This window comes from Spirosoma sp. KCTC 42546 (assembly GCF_006965485.1).
Lineage (GTDB): Bacteria > Bacteroidota > Bacteroidia > Cytophagales > Spirosomataceae > Spirosoma.
In genome coordinates, this window is sequence record NZ_CP041360.1 from 5,133,024 (window position 1) to 5,156,414 (window position 23,391).

17 protein-coding genes are annotated in these 23,391 nt (G+C 49.2%); 15 read left to right on the top strand and 2 right to left on the bottom strand.

Annotated elements, in window-relative coordinates; genetic code table 11:
- Positions 1–175: 175 nt before the first annotated feature.
- Complete coding sequence (gene fbp / locus EXU85_RS21150; protein ID WP_142774001.1) at positions 176–1,192, top strand: class 1 fructose-bisphosphatase; 1,017 nt, start codon at positions 176–178, stop codon at positions 1,190–1,192.
- Between the two features lie 88 nt (positions 1,193–1,280).
- On the opposite strand, the gene EXU85_RS21155 is transcribed toward fbp, so the two are convergent.
- Positions 1,281–1,835, bottom strand: coding sequence for a hypothetical protein (locus EXU85_RS21155; RefSeq protein ID WP_142774002.1), 555 nt, complete (start codon positions 1,833–1,835; stop codon positions 1,281–1,283).
- Complete coding sequence (locus EXU85_RS21160; RefSeq protein ID WP_142774003.1) at positions 1,832–2,038, bottom strand: hypothetical protein; 207 nt, start codon at positions 2,036–2,038, stop codon at positions 1,832–1,834. The genes EXU85_RS21155 and EXU85_RS21160 overlap by 4 nt, the downstream gene beginning before the upstream one ends.
- 205 nt (positions 2,039–2,243) lie before the next feature.
- Between EXU85_RS21160 and EXU85_RS21165 the strand changes: the two genes are divergently transcribed.
- The 14 genes from EXU85_RS21165 (at position 2,244) to EXU85_RS21230 (ending at position 23,253) form a co-directional block, all read left to right on the top strand.
- A complete protein-coding gene (locus EXU85_RS21165) occupies positions 2,244–4,325 on the top strand; it encodes a glycoside hydrolase family 97 protein (protein ID WP_210422394.1) in 2,082 nt (693 codons plus the stop codon).
- Between the two features lie 71 nt (positions 4,326–4,396).
- Positions 4,397–4,981: a hypothetical protein gene (locus EXU85_RS21170; protein WP_142774004.1), complete on the top strand. Its 585-nt coding sequence runs from the start codon at positions 4,397–4,399 to the stop codon at positions 4,979–4,981.
- A gap of 187 nt (positions 4,982–5,168) precedes the next feature.
- Positions 5,169–6,542 (top strand): polysaccharide lyase family 1 protein, encoded by a 1,374-nt coding sequence (locus tag EXU85_RS21175; RefSeq protein ID WP_168207840.1) that lies wholly within the window; start codon positions 5,169–5,171, stop codon positions 6,540–6,542.
- Between the two features lie 535 nt (positions 6,543–7,077).
- Positions 7,078–7,656, top strand: a complete 579-nt coding sequence (locus EXU85_RS21180) for an RNA polymerase sigma factor (RefSeq protein WP_142774005.1) — start codon at positions 7,078–7,080, stop codon at positions 7,654–7,656.
- A 364-nt stretch (positions 7,657–8,020) separates the two neighbouring features.
- Positions 8,021–9,043, top strand: coding sequence for a FecR family protein (locus EXU85_RS21185; protein ID WP_142774006.1), 1,023 nt, complete (start codon positions 8,021–8,023; stop codon positions 9,041–9,043).
- A 305-nt stretch (positions 9,044–9,348) separates the two neighbouring features.
- Positions 9,349–12,666, top strand: coding sequence for a TonB-dependent receptor (locus EXU85_RS21190; protein ID WP_246859179.1), 3,318 nt, complete (start codon positions 9,349–9,351; stop codon positions 12,664–12,666).
- A gap of 21 nt (positions 12,667–12,687) precedes the next feature.
- Positions 12,688–14,331, top strand: coding sequence for a RagB/SusD family nutrient uptake outer membrane protein (locus EXU85_RS21195; protein WP_142774007.1), 1,644 nt, complete (start codon positions 12,688–12,690; stop codon positions 14,329–14,331).
- 109 nt (positions 14,332–14,440) lie between these two features.
- Positions 14,441–15,202 carry a rhamnogalacturonan acetylesterase gene (locus EXU85_RS21200; RefSeq protein WP_142774008.1) on the top strand — a complete coding sequence of 254 codons (762 nt, stop codon included), beginning with the start codon at positions 14,441–14,443 and terminating at the stop codon, positions 15,200–15,202.
- 216 nt (positions 15,203–15,418) lie between these two features.
- Positions 15,419–16,120: an NUDIX domain-containing protein gene (locus EXU85_RS21205; RefSeq protein ID WP_142774009.1), complete on the top strand. Its 702-nt coding sequence runs from the start codon at positions 15,419–15,421 to the stop codon at positions 16,118–16,120.
- A 185-nt stretch (positions 16,121–16,305) separates the two neighbouring features.
- Positions 16,306–17,937, top strand: a complete 1,632-nt coding sequence (locus EXU85_RS21210; RefSeq protein WP_142774010.1) for a ribulokinase — start codon at positions 16,306–16,308, stop codon at positions 17,935–17,937.
- Between the two features lie 168 nt (positions 17,938–18,105).
- The gene (gene araA, locus EXU85_RS21215; protein ID WP_142774011.1) at positions 18,106–19,590 is read left to right on the top strand and encodes an L-arabinose isomerase; all 1,485 of its coding nucleotides are present in this window, start codon (positions 18,106–18,108) and stop codon (positions 19,588–19,590) included.
- Between the two features lie 67 nt (positions 19,591–19,657).
- A complete protein-coding gene (locus EXU85_RS21220) occupies positions 19,658–21,199 on the top strand; it encodes an alpha-N-arabinofuranosidase (RefSeq protein WP_142774012.1) in 1,542 nt (513 codons plus the stop codon).
- An 89-nt stretch (positions 21,200–21,288) separates the two neighbouring features.
- A complete protein-coding gene (locus EXU85_RS21225; RefSeq protein WP_142774013.1) occupies positions 21,289–21,987 on the top strand; it encodes an L-ribulose-5-phosphate 4-epimerase in 699 nt (232 codons plus the stop codon).
- 108 nt (positions 21,988–22,095) lie between these two features.
- Positions 22,096–23,253, top strand: coding sequence for an aldose epimerase family protein (locus EXU85_RS21230; protein ID WP_142774014.1), 1,158 nt, complete (start codon positions 22,096–22,098; stop codon positions 23,251–23,253).
- The last annotated feature ends 138 nt before the right edge of the window (positions 23,254–23,391 follow it).

The following is a 23,391-nucleotide window of genomic DNA, read 5'->3' on the forward strand; positions in this document are numbered from 1 at the left end:
TGTTTGACGTTTGCAGTTCGAGGTTTGATGTTCTGGATTCAACATCAAACCTCGAACTGCAAACGTCAAACCTAAGAATATAATAAACCTATATAAAACGTCCAGATAAGTCTAAACCTATCAAAAACCCCACTTAATCGGTAAACTATCTATTCATATATAACTATCAATACGCATGGACGTGCAACAAATCGACATCACCGCTTCGCATCCGCTGGCACTACCCGTTGGCGTAACGCTCGACCGGTACATTATGCACCGGCAAACCGCCTTTCCTTATGCCACAGGCGAACTTTCACAACTCCTGCGCGACATTGCCTTGGCGGGTAAAATCATCCACCGGGAAGTAAATCGGGCGGGACTGATCGACCTGACAGGCGGCATGGGCATCCAGAATGTGCAGGGCGAAAGCCAGCAAAAACTGGATATGATTGCCAATATTCGGTTCAAACGGGCATTGACCAACGGCGGAGAAGCCTGCGCCATTATTTCGGAAGAAGAGGAAGATATTATTTATACAGGCAACAATCACGGTAAATATGTAGTAGCGATGGACCCGCTCGATGGTTCGTCCAACATCGACGTGAATGTATCGATTGGCACTATTTTCTCCATCTATCGCCGGGTAACCCCTATTGGAAGCGAGCCTACCCTGGCCGATTTCCTACAAGGTGGCCGTCGGCAGGTGGCGGCTGGCTATATTCTCTATGGCTCCTCAACTATCATGGTGTACACCACAGGGCATAGCGTTAATGGATTTACCTACGATGCCTCTCTGGGCGAATACATCCTATCCCACCCCGACATTCATAGCCCCTGTACCGGTCAGATTTACTCCTGCAATGATGGAAATGTAGATGGTTACGAGGACGGGATCAAAGAGTATTTAGCTGCTTGCCGGAAGAACCAGTATTCTGCCCGATATATTGGTTCGTTAGTCGCTGATTTTCACCGCAATCTGCTTAAAGGCGGCATCTATTTGTACCCGCCAACGAAAAAAAGCTCAGATGGTAAACTACGCCTGCTCTATGAGGCTTTCCCCTTAGCGTTTCTGGCCGAAAAATCAGGCTGTTTGGCCACATCGGGTCATCAGGCCATTCTGGATATTAAACCCCACAGCTTGCACCAACGGACACCGTTGTACATCGGTGCGCCTGTAATGGTGGAAAGTTTAATTGACTTATTGAAGTAGTGATCTTCAATCTTGTGGTGTCAGTTTTGAGAAACTGACACCACAAGATTGAAGATCACTATTGGGAAAATTTACCAGTTGAAGGACATTAATTGAGCAGATAACCAGTCAAGTTATTCGTACTAATCCAGGCGGGTAGATTTTCACTATGCTGGCGAGGTTCAGTTATAATCGTATTTTGAACGTCAATTAGCCGGACACTGGAAAATAACTTTTTATGTTGCTCGAAGAGCGGCAATGTACTGGCATACATCTCTTCAATAATTTCCTGTTTCACCTCATGACCACCACTTAAATGCCTAATCTTGGCCCGGTCAATACAAAGAGATAAATTATCAGTGAAGAAAAGTAGTAAATGAACTCGGTTTGAAGGGTCGAATCCCGAAATGGATTTCAAGTACTCGTAGTGAGATGAAAAACCTAAATTTAATTCCAGAGCAAAGTTTTTCTGGACAAATAAGTGATCTCTTACTTTCTGTTGGGTACTCAATGAAGCTAAATCCCGATAATCAGAAAAACCTTGTTTCTTATATTGATAACCAGCCAGATCCTGATCAATAATCGGCGTTTTGCGGGGAATGAAGTTTTTACCACTTGTACTCTTTCCAATTCCGGGTGGGCCTGCGATCACGTAAATGTTCATCGAACCACCATCACATTCCCATCTTTATATTCCGCAACAGTATGACCATCTTCCCGGATATAAACTAACGGCTGATTGATGGAAAATAGATACGTACGGGCATTCTCGGCACACTGTTTCTGCCAGGCAATAAGTTCTTGGTCTGTCATGTTACGAGGATCTTTCTCCATGATGCCTTGCTGATATCTGATTTTATCGGTCATAGCCAAATTCCGTTTACACAAATATAAAGAAAATGGATGCTACTGATTCGTCTACAATGCTATTATTGCTAGTATGTTGGTTTCCTATAGCTTAGCTACTTTGTAAAGACTCTCCCCAGAATAACAAAAAAAACACCGTTTTATCCTGTCTAAAAAACGTATTATCTTGTCGACTCCATAATGCATCATTTTACTAACCGACAGGATGCTAACTTTCAAACATATTCTTACCGCTTTTGGAGCGATTTGTTCCTGCCCGCTGCTGTTCGCCCAACAGACCGTTTCAATTTCTTCGCCCGATAAAGCCATTGTTCTTTCAGTCAGCAATACCCAAACCGGCGCTGTTACCTACAAAGTTTCGTACAAAGGCAAAAAGGTCATCGAGCCGTCGGGGGTTGGGTTTATACTGAGCAAGCCGAAGGTGTCGCTGACCCAGTTTACGATTGCATCGGCCGATTCATCAACCAAAGATGAAACCTGGAAACCGGTTTGGGGCGAGGTTAGTCAGATACGCAATCACTATAAAGAACTGGCACTTACCTTGACAGACAAAGGCATTTCTGGGATTAAAATGCGGGTTCGTTTTCGGGTGTTTAATGATGGCGTCGGTTTCCGGTACGAGTTTCCGCAACAAACGGCCCTTACCCATTTCGTTGTAGCCGATGAAAAAACGCAGTTTGCGCTGTCCGCCGACCATAAAACCTTCTGGCAACCTGGTGATTACGACTCAAATGAATACCTCTATAACACCACCCGACTGAGCGAAGTCGATGCGGTTACGGCGTCGAATAAGGAAAAAGACACGGCCTTAAAATCGCTCATTGGGCCGAATGCGATCCAGACACCTTTGCTCTTTAAAACGGGCGATGGGCTTTACATCAGTATTTACGAAGCGGCTTTGCTCAATTATCCGGTCATGCATCTGCAACTGGATAAGAAGAAATTAATGCTTACCTCGCAATTAGTGCCCGATGCCGTGGGGAACAAAGCGTATTTACAAACGCCCACCCAAACGCCCTGGCGAACGATTATCGTTAGCGACAAAGCTACCGACATACTGGCGTCCAAACTGATTCTGAACCTGAACGAACCCTCCACCATTGCCGACCCATCCTGGATAAAACCGCAGAAATTTGTGGGCATGTGGTGGGAGATGCACATCGGGAAAGCAACCTGGGAAAAAGCGGGTGGTAAACATGGAGCCAATACCCAGAACGTGAAAAAGTACATCGACTTTGCCGCAAAATACGGCTTCGACGGGGTATTGGTGGAGGGCTGGAACGTAGGCTGGGAAGACTGGTTTGGCAACTGGAAAGAGAACGTGTTCGACTTTGTAACTCCCTACCCCGATTATAATCTCGATTCACTAACGGCCTACGCTCAATCGAAAGGTGTTCGGATTATTATGCACCACGAAACGTCCGGTTCCGTCACCAACTACGAGCGCCGGATGGATGCCGCGTTTCAGTATATGGTGAAGGAAGGCATCAATATGGTGAAGACGGGCTACGTGGGCCGGATTATTCCACGCGGTGAACACCACGACGGGCAGTGGATGGTTGGCCATTACGAACGTGTAGCCGAAAAAGCTGCCCAGTACAAGATCATGATCGACTCCCACGAATCGGCCCACCCAACCGGCTTGCACCGCACCTACCCGAACTGGATGGCGAGCGAAGCCGCACGGGGCAGCGAATTCAACAACGCCCCTACCCTCGGCATCACGCCCGAACACACCACGATTCTGCCATTTACCCGAATGCTTGGTGGACCAATGGACTTCACACCAGGTCTATTCCGATTTAAGCTGAATCAGTTCGATAGTACCCGAACAACGCGCGTTCGTACAACGCTGGCGAAACAATTGGCCCTGTACATCACGCTCTACAGTCCACTGCAAATGGCCGCCGATTTGCCGGAAAACTACGAGAAACATCTGGATGCTTTTCAGTTCATTCGGGATGTCCCCGTCGACTGGGACGATACCAAAATTATTGCTGCTGAACCAGGTGATTATCTGATCATTGCCCGAAAAACCAAAGGAAAAGATAGCTGGTTTTTAGGGGCAATTACGGACGAAAATAGCCGGGACATATCCATCGACTTTGACTTTCTGGAGCCTGGCAAACCCTACGAAGCCATCGTTTATCGTGACGCTCTTACTGCCGATTGGCAAGCCAATCCCGAAGCGTACACCATCGAAAAGATACCGGTGAACAGTAAAACGAGGCTGCCCATTCATCTGGCCAAAGGCGGTGGTTGTGCTATTCAGGTGAAGAAACAGTAAAAGCCATAACTATCTTATTCCAACCTCATTAGTCAGTTCAGGGTCTACCAGGCAAATCAACGACAATGGCCATGAAAAACGGAATACAGTTTCTTTGCTTATTGGTTGGTATCTGGGCTTGTTCAAAATCAAACAACGACTCGGCTATCAGTCCGGATGGAGTGGACGGGCCAAAGAATGCCATCGCGCTACTGAATGACGAAGACTGGTATGGGCGTGGAACTGCATCTAAAGTGGTAGCAATTTCAGGAGATACCTGCCGCATAAATCGGTTCAACGTATACATTTCAAATGAGCTACCTTATCCGAAAGGAGCCAGAAAAGCAGCGCCTTACAATTGTATTGGCCCCTGTGACCAAACCCAGTACCTGAGTTTCGAGAAAGTGCCCTTAGCCATTGGAAAATACGATGCGGTCAGGCTAACTAGCTGTACACCTGCTCCAATTACAGGTGTCAGTTACGGGCTAATTATTGGTGGCGATGTGGTTTTTACTGCTTACCGGGCCCAGGGAGCCAATAGCGGCTGGATCGAAGTTACCCGAGCCGATACGGTTGCGAACGTAATTGAAGGAAAGTTTGAGCTAACGCTAACCTCGCAGGAGGCCAAAACGGTTCAATTTCGGAACGGCAGTTTCACCCTCCCCCTACAGAAATAAATCGAACGTTTGTGAGTAGGCTGGTTTCTCTTCGAGATTTGACTTATCAACAGTTGGTGTAGTACAGTTATTTTTCAACGCAAAGGCGCAAAGACTGACGCAACAGACGCAATGAAATACTCTTGGCGTTGGTTGCGTCATTTTGTTGCGACTTTGCGTTAAAAAAATAGCGCATACTGATAAACGAATGAAACTACACAGGTTTAAACTAGGCCAACCTCTTCTTAATATCTATATTCACGTATTGCTTCTTGCGGCTGGCTGCGTCATTCCATTTCGGTCATTCAGCCAGTCCGGATTCTCGAAACCGCTTGCCTTTCCTGGGGCCGAAGGTTTCGGCAAGTACACAACCGGCGGTCGGGGTGGGCAGGTGCTGGTTGTTCGAAACCTGGACGATAGCGGCCCCGGAAGTTTTCGGGAAGCGGTTACAACCCGAGGACCACGCATCGTTGTCTTTGCCGTATCCGGCACGATCGCGCTCCAATCGAAAATCCTCATCCGGCAGGGCAACCTGACCATTGCAGGCCAGTCGGCACCGGGCGATGGCATCTGCTTGAAAAACTACAACCTTAGCATCGAAGCCAACAACGTCATTATCCGCTACCTACGCTTCCGATTGGGTGATGAAGCGAAGCAGCAGGACGACGCCATTACGGGACTTCGGCAGAAGAAAATCATGATCGACCATTGCTCCATGAGTTGGGCAACGGACGAATGTGCGTCGTTTTACGACAACGAGAATTTCACCATGCAGTGGTGCCTGATCTCCGAGAGTTTGAACAAGTCTGTCCACGAAAAAGGCGCGCACGGCTACGGTGGCATCTGGGGTGGTCTGGGTGCTTCGTTTCACCATAACCTGATCGCTCACCAAAACAGCCGAATGCCCCGCTTCTGTGGGTCACGTTACCACAAGCAGCCCCAGCGCGAACTCGTTGATTTCCGAAACAATGTTATTTACAACTGGGGAATCAACAATGTATACGGGGGCGAAAAAGGCAACCACAATCTGGTCAACAACTATTACAAGCGCGGCCCCGCAACACCGCTCAACCTGCAAAGCCGGATTGTAAACCCATCGAAACCCTACGGTCAATTTTACGTATCCGGCAATTTTGTCGTAGGCGATTCAGTGATCAGCCGCAACAATCTCGATGGAGGAATCCAATGCGATGAGCCCGATTCAGCCATTGCCACACAGCCATTTCTGGTCGAAAGCATTGCCGAACAAACCGCACAGCAAGCCTTTGAACAAGTGCTAAACAAAGCCGGAGCCAGTTACCGGCGCGACGCCACCGATGTTCGGATCGCCAATGACGTTCGCGCGGGAACAGCTTCCTTTGGTCTACAGAAAAAAGGAATTATTGACTCCCAAAAAGATGTAGGCGGCTGGGTTACCCTCAAGCAGGAGCCTGCCCCCACCGACACTGACGCCGATGGCATGCCCGACAACTGGGAAACCAACCACGGTCTTGACCCAACTAGTCCGTCGGATGCCAGTCAGTTTAAGCTCGACGAGCACTACACGAATGTTGAGGTTTATCTGAATAGTTTAGTTTTATAGTCGGTGACGCCTGAATAACACGAACGAAGACGTTTGCCCTTTCCAGGCGCTGATGTTCTCGCTTGGCTTCGCCGAGTGAGGACTATTGTTTTAACGGCCTCTGGCCGGTGTTATATGGCAAAAACGGGCCAGAGGCCCTTGAAGGAATAGTCCTCACTCGGCAGAGCCAAGCGAGAACATCAGATAGCTGGAATCCATGCCTCTAGCGAAGCCCCTTTATGTATAAAATACAATATTACTTTTATCTAGTTTATCTCCGAATTCAGTTCTTACGGTCAACACTCATCCAATAATTATAGGAATCACGAGTTAGTTCATAGTTTGGCAACGTTCCCGGTAACGATTGCATAGAAAAAAGCAATAAATTATTTGTTAAGTTTAACTAATAAGAGGAATTTAATAGATGAAAGGTCCGACAACTGATAGATAAGCGTAACAGCTATCCTTCCTAAAATACAATATTCCTTTTAGGTAGAAGTCGTTCTATTAGTTGTCCGAAAAGCCTTCATAAGTTAAAACTCTATACGTTTTTACCGTGAACTATAAATCGCTCCCCGACGAAATGTTGCTACTCTATTTACGGACAGGAGATCAGCAGGCTTTTCGAGAGATTTACCAGCGTTACTGGAAAAAACTGTATGCCATTGCCAGGCATAAGATCCAATCCCTGGATGTAGTTGAAGAACTGGTGCAGGACATTTTCCTCAAATTATGGGAGCGTCGCGACTCGCTACGGGTCGATAAGTTGGATGCCTATCTGGCTACCGCTGTCCGGTATGCGATTATCAATCACGTCAAATCAACACTGGTTCACGAAAAATACGCCGACTATGCCTACGCACATTTTACCGAAGCGTCGTACGCAACCGAAGAACAGCTCGATCTGGCCGAGTTAATGCAGGCCGTTGAACAGCAATTGAACGACCTTCCCGAAAAAACCCGCCAGATATTCCGCCTGAATCGCCTTGAATATCAGTCCGTCAAAGAAATTTCTTCCCAGCTAAAAGTTCCCGAACGAACGGTTGAGTATCACCTGAGTCAGGCCATCAAATCCCTCCGCATCTATCTTCGCGACTACCTGTTAGCCGGCTTTTTGATAGGGTTATTTCTCTGATTTTTGTGGTGTCAGAGGCTTACATCTACAATATTTTCATATCTCTACTGATGTCTAAGGACGTCAACTATTTTTTTGTGATGTCAGATGCTTACATCTGACATGTTAGGTTTCTCAAAACCTACTCTAATTCATTAGGTTTTGAGAAACCTCATAGCATCGGTTAAAAGTAACCGACGCCACAAAACAGTTGGCGCATGTTTCCCCTCAATACGTACCATTCCAAACCCACAAATAAAACTTTATCAAGAATTTGTATCCCCAGCCAGTAATAACAGTATATTTTTCAAAGAATTAATAAGATTGATTGCGGTTAGCTGTACAGCTCACTGACTTAGGTAGTAGAAACCATTGCTACTGCGTCATGAGCCGAAAATCATTCGGATTACTCTTACAGAAATACCTGCGGGGGGAATGTACACCTGAAGAAAAATCATTTGTTGAACACTGGTATGGCTTGCTCGAAACCGAAACGGGCGAATCAAATCAGGCGCTGGATACAAACGAACTGGAGGCCCGTCTCTGGAATCAGATCCAGCGTAAAATGGAGACCGATGAGTCTACCGATCAGGGCCGGGTTATTCCGCTACGCACATACCGCTATCGGTGGATCGGGATTGCAGCAGCGTTGCTCCTGGTTGGTGGCTGGTTTTTCGCTGATTTACTACCGCTACGGTCGCTTACAAGCTCGACTCAAGCCGACTGGGTTGAGCAGGCCAATACGTCAGCAAAACCGTTGGTCGTTCGGCTGGAAGATGGAAGCACCGTTCAGTTAGCCGCTCAGAGTTCCCTACGATATCCTAAACACTTTACCGCTACCGAACGAACCGTTTACCTGACGGGAAATGCTTTTTTTTCGATTCAGAAAATGCCAACCCGCCCGTTTTATGTCCACACGGGCGAGGTCGTCACGAAGGTTTTAGGCACGAGTTTTTTCATCCGAACCGAGGCCAACACTCGTCAGGTACGGGTTGAGGTGGTTACAGGCCGGGTTGCCGTTTATACACAACAGGAAGAGAAGCAACCAGCCACCAATGGCGTAGTGCTGAGCCCCAATCAAGCCGCCACCTTTTTTGCTAAAGAACAGCACTTTGTAACCGGCCTCGTAGATACGCCCAAAGTCATTCCAGCGCCAGAAACGGACCGAAAGCAGGTCTCCTTTCAATTTGATGATGCCCCCCTAGCAACCGTTCTGGCGCAACTCGAACAAGCCTATGGAATCGACATCGAAGTCGAAAATGAGCAGCAGAACAACTGCCCGCTCACAGCCGATCTGACGAATCAACCGCTGTATACGCAGTTAGATATTATTTGTGCAGCCCTGAAATCAACGTACGAAGTCCAGGGTACCACTATTTTAATCAGTGGCAAAGGCTGCGTTGACTAAGTCAATGGATAAAGAATAATGAATAATGTAAAATTAACAATGGTTAATTAAAATCTCCTGATTATCAATCCATTATTCATTATTCATTATTCATTATCCATTATCCATTATCCATTTACAAAAACAAAACCCAAAACCCTATGAACCGATCGTTTCCAAACCCCTGATTTTCTAAAAAACGCTGGTCATGCGATCAACATGAACCAGCGTCAAGTATCCAGACCCCCATCGGGTAGACCGCGAATCATGCTCCGACGGGAAGGATCATTTTGCCGATTGTCCAATCAAACAAAACTCTTAAAGGTATGAAAAAAAGAGAACCTGTACGTACAGGCAACTCGCCCAGCCAGCATGCTCGTTTATTTCTGCGGCTTATGAATTTATCACTCGTTCAACTCGTCCTGATGATTGCCTGTACGAGTCTGTCCATTGCATTCGATGGCAAGGGGCAGGAATTGATGAACCGTCCGGTTACGCTGAAAGTGGAGGGACAACGGCTCCGCTCGGTGCTGACGCAAATCGAAAAACAAACTGCCGCCCGGTTTGTCTATAGCTCAAAAACAATCAACGCCGATCGGCTCGTTACGCTTACGATTACCGATAAGCAATTAAATGACGTTCTGACCGAACTTCTTAAACCACTGAAACTAACCTACCGATTAGTGGGTGGCCAGATCGTGCTGGAGACTGACGATGCTGCCCATACGCTTGTCAGTCCATCTAGCGAAGCGGTTGATCAAACCGTATCGGGCACGGTAACCGACGAAAAAAACGCTGGTCTACCAGGCGTTAGTGTTGTCGTGAAAGGTACCAACCGTGGTTCGACGACCGATGCGAATGGAAAGTATAAACTCACAATACCCGACGGTAACGGGGTGGTACTCACGTTCTCCTTTGTTGGCTACCAGAGTCAGGATGTAGCGGTGGGTAGTCAAACGACGCTCAATGTGTCTATGGTGCCTGATGTAAGCGCCCTGGACGAAGTGGTTGTGATTGGCTATGGTGCCGTTCGTAAAAAAGACCTGACTGGTTCGGTAGTTCAGCTTAAGGGCGAACAACTGAAAGAAATTCCAACATCCAATGTACTGGAAGCAGCACAGGGCAAAATTGCCGGGGCCGACATTACCCGAAGCAGTGGTCAGGCAGGTGCCAAGGTGAACATCACGATTCGTGGCAACCGCTCCATTGGGGGTAATAACTCACCCCTGATTATCGTGGATGGGATTCAGTACAGCAATCTGGAGGATATCAATTCCAATGACATCGAAACAATGGATGTACTGAAAGATGCCTCATCCACCGCCATTTACGGATCACGGGGGTCCAATGGGGTTATTCTGATTACTACCAAAAAAGGCAAAACAGGCAAACCAGACATTTCCTTTAATGCGTACTCGGGTATTTCGCAGGTAACGATGTATCCGAAAGCGATGGATATCACCGCATTCCGGGATTTTAAACGGGAAGCCTGGCGGGCGGGCGGTGTCTGGAAAAGTCCGGCCGATGATGCTGCCATTTTCACCAACGTAGCGGAATACAACGCCTTGCAGAACGGCGTCTGGACCGATTATCAGGATGCTCTCATTCACAATGGCCTGCAACAGGATTATCAGGTTGGCATCCGGGCTGGTACCGACCGCCTGAAATCGTACGTATCGGTCGATTATTACAATGAAAAGGGGATTCTGAAACTGGATGAACTGAAGCGCTACACGGGCCGACTCAATGTCGATTTTACGATTAACGACTGGATGAAAATCGGCCTGCAAAGTCAGCTTACCTATTATAACCAGAGCGTACGGAGAGACCCCTTGAACCAGGCCAATAAAATCAGTCCTCTCGGCTCTCTGTATGATGCCAATGGCAATTTCAATTACATCATGCTGGATGGCCAAACGGCGAACCCACTTTCGGATGAGCAGCCTAATGTCTTCAACAACACGGTATTAACGACTCGTGTCTTAACGAACGGCTATCTGGAATTAACGCCTATTAAAGGGCTGATGATTCGGAGTACGCTGGGCGTTAACCTGGCTTCTGTGCGGGATGGCGCTTATTCGTCGCCGAAATCGATTGATCGCTCACTGTCAGGAAAGTCGCTCGCAACCTATAATACCAGCAGTAGCCGAAGCCTTAACTGGGAAAACGTAGCCACTTATCAGCGCACGTTGGGACAGCATGCTGTAACGCTGACGGGTATTGCCAGTTACCTGAGCAATTCATCCGACAATGCCTCGGCTTCGGGTGTTAACCAGTTGCTGCCGTCGCAGTTGTTTTATTCACTGGGCAGCGCTACCGAGGAAATCAAGATTAATTCAGCCTATTCCCAGAACAACCTGGTGTCGTTTGCCGGTCGGTTGAATTACGCGTTTCGGGATCGGTATTTGCTAACGGTAACGGCTCGGGAAGATGGTTCGTCGAAACTGGCTGTAGGCAACAAATGGACGTTCTTTCCATCGGCAGCTTTTGCGTGGCGCGTTATCGACGAAAAGTTTATGCAGGGTGTTAAGGGACTGAGCGATCTGAAAGTACGGGCTAGTTATGGCGTGGCGGGTAATGATCCTTCAGGGCCTTACGCTACGCAGACAACACTAACCCGGCTCGCCTTCGGTTACGATGAAGTGGCCGCTCCGGCCTACACTTTTTCCCGGAACGTAGGCAATATGGAATTAGGCTGGGAATTATCGTACACCAAAAATGTAGGCCTCGATTTTGGGTTGCTCAATGGCCGGATCAATGCATCCGTTGACTATTACGATACCCGTACGCAGGACCTGCTGCTAGACCGTGGCTTACCACCAACAACGGGCGTAACGACCGTGAAGCAAAACATCGGCAAAACGCGAAATCGCGGTATCGAAGTATCGTTGGGAAGTACCAACATCCGCACCTCCAGCCTGAGCTGGACCAGCAACGTCACCTTTACCAAAAACAAGGAAGAGATTACGGAACTGGTTACGGGCGGCAACGACATTGGCAATGGCTGGTTTATCGGTTCGCCCATCAACGTGTTTTATGATTACGAAAAACTGGGGATCTGGCAGACGTCCGAAGCCGATCTGGCGGCCAAGTTATCGCCAACCCAGTTGCCGGGCGAGATTAAAGTCAGAGATCAGAATAACGACGGTAAGATTGACGCCGTTAATGATCGGATCATCCTGGGAAATCCTCGCCCGAAATGGAGTGGTGGTTTCGATAACACCGTCAAATTCAAAGGCTTCGATCTGAATGTGTTTCTGTACGCGCGTATCGGCCAGATGATTAACTCCGACCGCTCGGCCCGTTTCGACCAGCAGGGTGTTGGCAACAGCACGGCGGGTCTGGATTACTGGACGCCCGAAAATCCAACCAATGCGTATCCACGACCCAACAAAAACGGTGGTCTGAAATACCTGTCGACCCTGGGCTATGTGGATGGTTCTTTCGCCCGGATTCGGAATATCACCCTAGCCTATAATGTACCGGCAAAAGTACTCCCCAAAGCCATCCGTGGGGTGCGGCTCTACGTGACGGGTAAGAACCTGGTCACATTTACCAAGCTAAACTACGACCCGGAGCGGGGTGGTTCCGAAAACTTCCCCCTGACCAAACTCTATGTATTTGGCCTGAACGTCAACCTATAACCCAAAAATTTCGTATCGATCATGAACGCATTTCTTTTAAAAACGGGGTTATTGACATTGTCTCTGCTTACCCTTTTCTCGTGTAACGATGTCCTGGAGGAATATAACCCCAGCGGCCTGACCGCCGAAACGGTATACACCACCCCCGAGGGCTTTGAAACCTTAGTCAACGCGGCCTACACCTATCAGCGCTGGTGGTATGGCAAGGAAGAAGCGCACAACATTGCCGAAACCGGTACCGACATTTGGACCAGTGGATCAGGAGAAACCGACCGTGGGCTTACCCAGTACCTGAATCTTCAGGGAAGTGACACCTACCTGACCACGGAATGGCGTGAGTTCTATGCTGCCATTAATCTATGTAACGGGGGTATAAACCGCATCGATAAAGCGGGGCTGTCGGCTACGTTGCGGCCCATCCGGGAAGGTGAACTTCGGTTTCTGCGTGCCTTCTATTACTGGCATATCGTTGAAACCTGGGGTGGGGTTCACTTCACGACTGAGGAGACCAATGGCATTGTTTCAACGGCCAATCGCACACCCGTTGAAACATTTTACAACCTGATTTTTGAAGATTTGAAAATAGCCGTTGCCAACCTGCCCGTCACTCAGCCGCAATATGGTAAAGTGACCAAAGGAGCCGCTCAGGCGTTTCTGGCCCGGATGTACCTAACACGGGGCATGAACAAAGAAGCCCTGGAAATGGCGCAGGCGGTAATTGCAAGCAATACCTACAAACTGGAAGCTAATTACGCCGATCTCTGGAAGATGAGCAATCTGAAAACCAAAGAGGCTATTTATGTCGTGGATTATTCGGCAAACCTGGCTCTCGATGACCTGGCCAATACGACCTTCAACCCCTACGGACACAGCCGGGGCAGCAACAACGCGCACCTGTTGTACCTCATGAAATACGACGACCGACCCGGTATGGTACGTGACATCCTGAATGGCCGTCCGTTCAACCGCTACATGCCCACCCGCTTCCTGCTGGATCTCTATAGCGACGATGATGCTCGTTACGAAGGTTCGTTTAATGAGGTTTGGTATGCCAATTCAACCACGCGTCCTGCCGGCATGAACCTGGGCGATACAGCCGTGTATTGCACCCGGAAAGAAATTCCCGATGCGTTTGAGGCTACCCGCAAATACCAGACGTATGACCGGAGCAAGATCTACAATGCCAACGGAACCGTAAAAGACAACCTGCGCTACCCAAGCCTGTCGAAGTTTATGGACCCAACCCGGCCCAGTCTGAACGAAGCCCAGAGCGCCCGTGATGTGTTTGTTATCCGCCTGGCCGAAGTCTACCTGATTGCTGCCGAAGCCCAGATGAAGTTAGGGAACTTGCAGGCCGCTGCCGACAATATCAACGTACTACGCACCCGGGCTGCGAAAGCAGGTAAAGCAGCCGCAATGCAAATTACGTCGACACAGGTAACGCTCGATTTCATTCTGGACGAACGCGCCCGCGAACTGGCCGGAGAGCAAATCCGCTGGTTCGACCTGAAGCGTACTGGCAAGCTGGTGGAACGTGTTAAAGCCTATGCGCCTGATAATGCCGTCAATATCCAGGATTATCACGTCCTGCGTCCCATTCCGCAAACGCAGTTGGATGCCGTAACCAACAAAACAGAGTTCGCCCAAAACCAGGGGTATCAGTAGACAATAGAATGAATGATAGATAATGTAAAATGGATAATGTAAAATGGACAATAGTTGCCCAATTGGCCATTATTCATTGTCCATTATTCATTATCCATTACTATATAGCATGAACCGAAGCCGCTTTCTCCAACTCACTGCCTCACTCGGCCTTACCGCTTTGCTGGCGTTTACACCCCCGCCCGGCAAAATCACCGTCTACCTCATCGGCGATTCGACCATGTCGATCAAGGACGTGAAGGCCTATCCCGAAACGGGTTGGGGAATGCCGTTTGCCCATTTTTTCAATGAAAGCGTAACGGTTGATAATCGGGCAATGAATGGCCGCAGTACCCGAACCTTCATTGAAGAAAACCGCTGGCAACCCGTAGCCAACGACCTGAACGAAGGCGACTATGTACTGATTCAGTTTGGTCATAACGACGAGGTAAAAACCAAGAAAAGCTATACCACTGAAGACGAGTTCAGGAAAAACCTGATTCGATTCATCACCGAAAGTCGGGCCAAGAAAGCCAATCCGGTACTCGTCACCCCCGTTGCCCGACGCCAGTTTGATGCAGCCGGGAAAATCGAAGGCACCCATACGCTTTATTCCGAACTGGTGCGGGCTGTGGCCAGTGAATACAAAACCCCACTGATTGATTTAGACAAACAAAGTCAGGAACTCCTCCAAACCTTCGGCCCCGAAAACTCTAAACTGCTCTTTCTCCAGCTAGCACCCGGCGAGCATCCAAATTACCCCGATGGTAAAGTAGACAATACGCACTTCAATGAACTCGGAGCCCGCCGAATGGCCGAGTTAGTATTGGCTACTATTCGAACGTTAAAATTGGATCTGGCCGATCGGATTGTGAAACGGGAAACGAAATAGCAGGAATACCCAACCAACGTTTTGCACTTTATCCATTTATTGCGATAACCCAGGAAAGGAATTTACCAGAAGCGTATAAATGTTTTTTAGAACGAGTTATGTAAACTAAAAATTCATCCCTCAACAGTATATTGGCCTGCCTGATTAGCTTAAAGCACTAATTAGCTTATCCTGTATCACTATTTTCGGGACGCACGCTTTACAACCCGTTGCCCTATGATTCATTACACACACCCAAACCGAATTCTGGTTGCATTAGATTGTATCATTTTTGGTTTCGATGGCGGAGAACTGAAGCTACTACTCATTAAACGAAACTTCGATCCCGAACGTGGCAAATGGTCATTAATGGGTGGCTTTTTGAAGGAAAAAGAAGACCTGGAGGCTGCCGCCCAGCGTATCCTGTATGATCTCACAGGGTTAACGAATAACTACCTCGAACAGTTACAAACCTTCGGCGCGATAAACCGTGATCCGGTGGAGCGAACCATTTCGGTCGTGTATTACGCGCTGGTCAATATTCAGGAGCAGGACGTCAATGCTATCAACGCGCATAATGCCTACTGGATTAACCTGAGTGAAAAGCCGGATCTGATTTTTGACCATAATGCGATGGTTGAGCAGGCAATGCGCCAACTGCGATACAAGGCGGCCTTGCACGCTATCGGCTTTGAACTTATGCCCGATAAGTTCACCATTCCGCAGCTTCAGAAGGTGTACGAAGCCATCTACAACACCCAGCTCGACCGTCGGAACTTCAGCCGGAAAATTATGTCGACGGAACTCCTGACTGATACCGGAGAGAAAGACACGAACTCGGTGACCAAAAAAGGAAAGCTCTACAAACTAAACACCGAGAAATACCAGCAATACCTGACCGATTATGTCAGTTTCTTCCCGGAGTTAACACTTTCATAAGGGGCTCAAAAAGCGATACAAACCGCTTTCCTTAACGCAATCCAGTATAAACAAATAATAATTGCATTTTCCATGAAAATAACACAAAAGCGCTGTAATATTGTGTCACAAACACACTATTCAACAAAACTGTAAATCCCTGCTACTAAAACCGTACTTTTTAGTCAACCCGAGTACCTTTATCTATGAATAATCAATACGTTATCGGCGTCGATTTTGGTAGCGATTCGGTCAGAGCCTTAGTTGTGAATGCCCAAACGGGCGAAACCGTAGGAACGCATGTTCACGAATACACTCGCTGGAAACAGGGACTGTACTGCGACCCAGCCAGCTCGCAGTTTCGGCAGCACCCACTCGACTACCTCGAAGGACTAACGGAAACCGTCACCGGCGCGTTAGCACAGGCTCCCGCCGAAGTTCGCCAGCAGGTGGTAGGCATTTCCATTGACACCACGGGTTCTACACCCGGCCCCGTCGATGAAACCGGCCTCCCTCTAGCCTTACGGCCTGATTTTGCGGAGAATCCAAACGGCATGTTCATTCTCTGGAAAGACCATACCGCCAACGCCGAAGCGGAGGAAATCAATACCCTGGCACACCATTGGGATACGGATTACACCAAATATGTTGGCGGTATTTATTCTTCAGAATGGTTCTGGGCCAAGATGCTACGAACGCTCCGGGTCGATGAAGCCGTTCGTGAACACGCGTTTTCCTGGGTCGAACACTGCGATTGGATATCGGCTGTGTTGACGGGCAACACCAACCCGCTAACTCTCCGACGCTCCCGCTGTGCAGCTGGCCATAAAGCGCTCTGGCATAGCGAGTTCGACGGACTTCCTTCTGACGAATTTCTGACTAAACTTGATCCGTTACTCAGTGGATTACGTGATCGGCTATTCACGGATACGTATACTTCCGATCAGGCCATGGGCAAGCTATCCCCTGAATGGGCAGAAAAACTGGGACTGTCGACAAACGTAGTGATCGGTATAGGTGCCTTTGATGCGCATATGGGTGCGATCGGTGCCGAAATTGAACCCTACGCCTTCGTGCGCATCATTGGCACCTCCACCTGCGACATTCTGATGGCCCCCAACGAGGAAATCGGCCACCGGCTTATTCGGGGAATTTGTGGCCAGGTCGATGGGTCGGTGGCACCGGGGATGCTCGGCCTGGAAGCAGGACAGTCTGCGTTTGGGGATGTGTATGCCTGGTTCGCCCGCTTGATCACCGGTCCGGTGCGCGAGTTACTGGGAGCAGAAGCCGCCGAAACGCTAAGTCAACAACTAATTCCGCATCTATCGGCACAAGCCGCTAAGTTGCCCGTTACCGGGAATGATGTCATTGCACTCGACTGGATCAACGGTCGCCGGACACCCGATGCCAATCACACGCTTAAGGCGGCCATTGCCGGATTGAACCTGGGTACCGACGCCCCCAAAGTGTTTAAGGCACTGGTTGAAGCAACGGCCTTTGGCTCCCGTAGTATCGTTGACCGGTTTATTGAGGAAGGTGTCCCCATCAAAAAGGTAATCGCCATTGGCGGTGTAGCCAAAAAATCGCCCTTCGTCATGCAAACTCTCGCCGATGTGCTGAATAAGCCCATCCAGGTAGCTAGTGCCGACCAGGCTTGCGCCCTCGGTGCGGCCATGTGTGCATCCGTAGCGGCTGGCGTTCACCCGACAATGGAAGCCGCCCAGCGCGCTATGGGCTCCGGTTTCGATGCCGAATACATCCCCCGCCCCGACAACGTGGCGGTGTATGAAACGCTGTATACGAAGTATTTGACGTTGGGGAAGTTTATTGAGAATTGATTTTGTCATGCTGACGAAGGAAGCATCTTAAGGCATCCAGACTATTTAATAGACATACTTTAAGATGCTTCCTTCGTCAGCATGACAAAAAAGCATACAGTCATGTTAGCGGAACCGCCTGCATCGTTCTCAAAACTGGCACTATAATACCAAAAAATAAAAAGTACAATGATTGACCTGAAACAATTTGAAGTCTGGTTCGTAACCGGAAGCCAGCATTTATACGGGGAAGAAACCCTGAAGCAAGTCGATGCCCACTCGCTCATCATCGCCAATTTTCTGGGTGATAAAGTACCGGTACGCGTGGTTTTTAAGCCCGTCGTGAAAACGCCAGACGAAATTTATGCCATCTGCCAGGAAGCCAATGTAGCGCCCAACTGCGTCGGTATCATTACCTGGATGCACACGTTTTCGCCCGCCAAAATGTGGATTCGGGGGTTGAGCATCTTGAAAAAGCCACTTCTTCACCTACATACGCAGTTTAACCGGGATATTCCCTGGAATGACATCGACATGGACTTCATGAACCTCAACCAGTCGGCGCACGGCGACCGGGAGTTTGGGTTCATCATGTCGCGGATGCGTTTGAACCGCAAAATCGTCGTTGGTTTCTGGCAGGAGCAGGATGTGATCGACAAGATTGCTTCCTGGAGTCGGGTCGCAGTGGCCGCTTTTGAGCTAAAAACCATGAAAGTGGTTCGGTTTGGTGACAACATGCGGCAGGTAGCCGTAACCGACGGCGATAAAGTAGCCGCCGAAATGACCTTCGGCATGTCGGTGAATACGCATGGTATTGGCGACCTGGTAGCCGTTATCAACCAAGTGACGGACGCCGAAATCGACCGGCTCGTCGCCGAATATGCGGATAGCTACACGCTAATGGACTCACTGTTGAAAGGGGGTGCCCAGCATAGTTCTCTGCGCGATGCCGCCAAGATCGAGATTGGCATGCGGGCCTTCCTGAAAGATGGCAACTTCACGGCCTATACCGACACGTTTGAAGATCTGCACGGCATGACTCAACTACCGGGTATTCCTTCGCAACGCCTGATGGCCGATGGCTACGGCTTCGGTGGAGAAGGCGACTGGAAAACGTCGGCGATGGTTCGCACGATGAAAGTGATGGCTGCTGGCCTGAAAGGCGGCAACTCGTTCATGGAAGACTATACCTATCATTTCGATCCGGTAAATCCATTGGTGCTGGGTTCGCATATGCTCGAAATCTGTCCCTCTATCGCGGCAGGCAAACCAACCTGCGAGATTCACCCATTGGGTATTGGTGGCAAAGCAGATCCTGTTCGCCTGGTATTTAACGCACCGGCTGGGCCAGCCATCAACGTATCGCTCATCGACATGGGCAACCGGTTCCGACTACTGGTCAACGAAGTAGAAGCGGTTGAGGTGCCGGAAGCCCTACCGAAACTACCCGTAGCACGTGCCATCTGGAAACCCATGCCCGATATGCAAACCGGCTGTGCAGCCTGGATTCTGGCGGGTGGTGCCCACCACACGGTTTACAGCCAGAATCTGACGACCGATCAAATCGAAGACTTTGCCGACATCTTCGGTGTCGAATTAGTAGTCATCGACCGAAATACCAACCTTCGGCAGTTAAAGAACGAACTGCGCTGGAGCGAAGCCGCTTACCGGTAGCTTTGAGATAGCGCGATAGCGCGAACGTCTTCGTTCGCGCTATTCACAAGAAACCCAACCTTTTCCTATGAAAAAACAACTCCTAACCTTCCTTGTTGCCGGTAGTAGCCTGATGGCTTCAGCCCAGAACAAAGCGACGATCAATGCCAGCGAGGGCAAACACGTCATTAGTCGTCATATCTACGGCCACTTCGCCGAGCATTTGGGCCGTTCTATTTACGATGGTTTTTATGTGGGCGAGAGCAACACGAAAATCCCTAATAAAAACGGGGTTCGGCTGGATGTGGTCGATGCACTCAAAAAGCTAAAGATTCCGAACCTCCGCTGGCCGGGTGGCTGTTTCGCCGATACGTATCATTGGAAAGATGGTATTGGTCCCAAAGCCAAACGGCCTAAAATTGTCAATACCTGGTGGGGTGGCGTTACCGAAGACAATAGTTTCGGCACCCATGATTTCCTAAATATGTGCGAACTCCTGGGAACGGAGCCGTATCTGGCCGGTAACGTGGGGAGTGGCACCGTACAGGAATTGTCGGATTGGGTCCAATATGTAAACTTTGAAAAGAACAGTCCCATGTCGAACCTGCGCCAGCAGAATGGCCGACAAGCTCCCTGGAATGTGCGCTATTGGGGTGTAGCCAACGAAGCCTGGGGTTGTGGCGGCAATATGAAACCGGATTTCTATGCCAACCTGTACCGTCAGTACAGCACCTTTATGAACAACCGGGTGGGCAAGGAACGTATTTTCAGGATTGCGTCAGGAGCCAGCGACAACGATTATACCTGGACCGAAACCCTCATGAAAAATATTCCCGCCAGCATGATGGAAGGTCTGGCCATGCACCATTATTCCGTTCTGTCGTGGGGCGAGGGCAAAAAAGGTTCGGCTACGCAGTTCTCCGATCAGGAGTACTTCAAAACCATGCAACAGGCGTTATTGATGGACGAGTTAATCGAAAAGCACTCGGCCGTTATGGACAAGTATGACCCGGAGAAGAAAATAGCTCTGATCGTGGATGAGTGGGGTGGCTGGTACAACGTAGAGCCCGGCACCAATCCAGGGTTCCTGTATCAGCAGAACACCATGCGCGATGCCGTTCTGGCGGGAGCCACGCTCAACATTTTCCATAAACACTGCGAACGTGTCCGCATGGCGAATCTGGCACAGGCCATCAATGTATTACAGGCGGTCATTCTGACTAAAGGCGACAAGATATTGCTAACGCCTACTTACCACGTCCTGGAAATGTATAATGTCCATCAGGACGCAACGATGCTGCCCGTTGACGTGAAATCGGATGATTTTGTTATGGATAAGGAAAAATTACCTGCCGTATCCGTTTCCGCGTCCCGCGATAAGGCCGGTAAGGTGCATATCTCACTCGTGAACATCGATCCGAACAAACCGCAGGATATTTCGGTGGATCTAAAGGGGTTAAAAGCCGCGGGAATCACCGGACGCATCCTGACCTCCGCCAACGTACACGATCATAACACGTTCGAGAACCTGACTAAAATCAAGCCGGTCGCCTTCAATGGTGCCAAACTCTCCGGCGATAACGTAACAGTAACTCTGCCGCCGGTTTCGGTGGTAGTGTTAGAACTTTAAAGAGTGAAAGAGTGAATGAGTGACAGAGCGAATCCGTGTCTCGAGTACTCATCCACTCTTTCGCTCATTCACTCTTTCGCTCTTTAACCATGTACACATCCTTAAAAGAAGAATGTTACGAAGCCAATATGCAACTCCCCAAGCTGGGCCTGGTGTTGTTTACGTTTGGCAATGTAAGCGCCGTTGACCGTGAACGGGGGGTATTCGCAATCAAACCCAGTGGCGTTCCCTACGACGAACTGACGCCTTACGACATTGTCATTTGTGACTACGATGCGAAGGTGGTTGAAGGCACGATGCGTCCGTCGTCGGATACGAAGACCCATGCCCTGCTCTACAAAACCTGGGAGAAAATTGGTGGTATTTCGCACACGCACAGCACCCACGCGGTGGCCTGGTCGCAGGCGGGGATGGACATTCCTATTTTCGGAACCACTCACGCCGACCACACCCATCAGGACATTCCCTGCGCCCCCGCCCTAACCGACGAGATGATTCAGGGCGATTACGAGCACGAAACAGGCCACCAGATATTTAATGCATTTGCCGAGAAAGGGCTGCTGTATACCGAAATGGAAATGGTGCTCCTGCAAAATCATGGCCCATTTACCTGGGGCAAAACCGCGGAGAAAGCCGTCTATAATTCGGCCGTACTCGAAGAACTCGCTCGTATGGCGTACCTGACCTTGCAGATTAACCCAAACACACCCCGTATCAAAGACACCCTCCGGCTGAAACATTACGAACGCAAGCACGGGAAAGATGCCTATTACGGGCAAGGGTGTTGAGGCATTGATTCTATTTTTGTAGTAGTATAGCCGACAAACAGACTTTGTTTGTGGTGTCGGGTGGCGTACCACAGACAAATGTCCATTTCCCAAACCCCTTACTCGTTCATGAAATTTTTGACTCAATTTTTATCTCTGGCCCTGTTAGCGGGTTGCGTGACCATGAATTCCTGCACTTCCAAAAAAGAAACAACCGAGCAAAAGCCGGGAATCGAAAAAGCCGCATACGGCCAACTGCCCGATGGCCAAACGGCTGATTTATACACGTTGCATAACGAATCGGGCATGACCGTCAGCATCACCAACTACGGCGGCATCATTGTGTCGCTAACGACGCCTGATCGAAATGGCAAATTTGAGGATGTTACCCTGGGGATGGATTCACTGGCTGGCTACGTAAAAGGAGTACCTTATTTTGGTGCCTTAGTGGGTCGGTATGGCAACCGTATTGCCAAAGGGAAGTTTACGCTGGATGGCAAGCAATACACGCTCGTTACCAACAACTTTGGCAATCACCTGCATGGAGGTACCAAAGGGTTCGACAAAGTTCTCTGGACCGCCACACCCGTTGAAGGCGACGAACCCGCGCTCAAGCTTACCTATGTATCGAAAGATGGCGAAGAAGGTTATCCGGGCAATTTATCGGTAGAGGTAACGTATACATTGCAAAAAGATAACGCCCTCAAGATTGATTACCAGGCAACTACCGACAAGCCAACGGTTGTCAACCTGACTAATCACACCTACTTCAACCTGACTGGCGGTGCTAAACGCGATATTCTCGACCACGTTGTAACGCTCTACGCCGACAAGTTTATCCCGATTGACAAAACGCTGATTCCAACGGGCCAGCTACAACCTGTTGCGGGGACACCCTTCGATTTCACGAAGCCAACGGTTGTTGGTACGCGCATCAACGATTCGACCGACACACAGATCAAATACGGCGGAGGCTATGATCATGGCTGGGTGCTGAACGGTACAGGCGATTCGCTGAAGCTGGCAGCTACGGTTTATGAACCCACCAGCGGACGCGTCATGGACGTGCGCACAACGCAACCTGCCATTCAGTTCTACACCGGTAACTTCCTGGACGGAACATTGACTGGTCGTGAGGGATTCCCCTACAAAAAGCGGTATGCTTTGTGCCTGGAAACAGAGCACTATCCAGATTCACCAAACCAGCCTAACTTCCCAACAACGACACTACGGCCTGGTGAGACTTATAAATCCACAACGATTTACCAATTCTCGTCGAAGAAGTAGATTTTTAACCGCAAAGGGCGCTAAGATTAACGCAAAGAACGCTAAGGGTATGTCCATTGCGTTCTTTGCGTTAATCTTAGCGCCCTTTGTGCCGGGCCGACGATTCGGTTAAAATCCAATGTCAGATTAACCCATTAC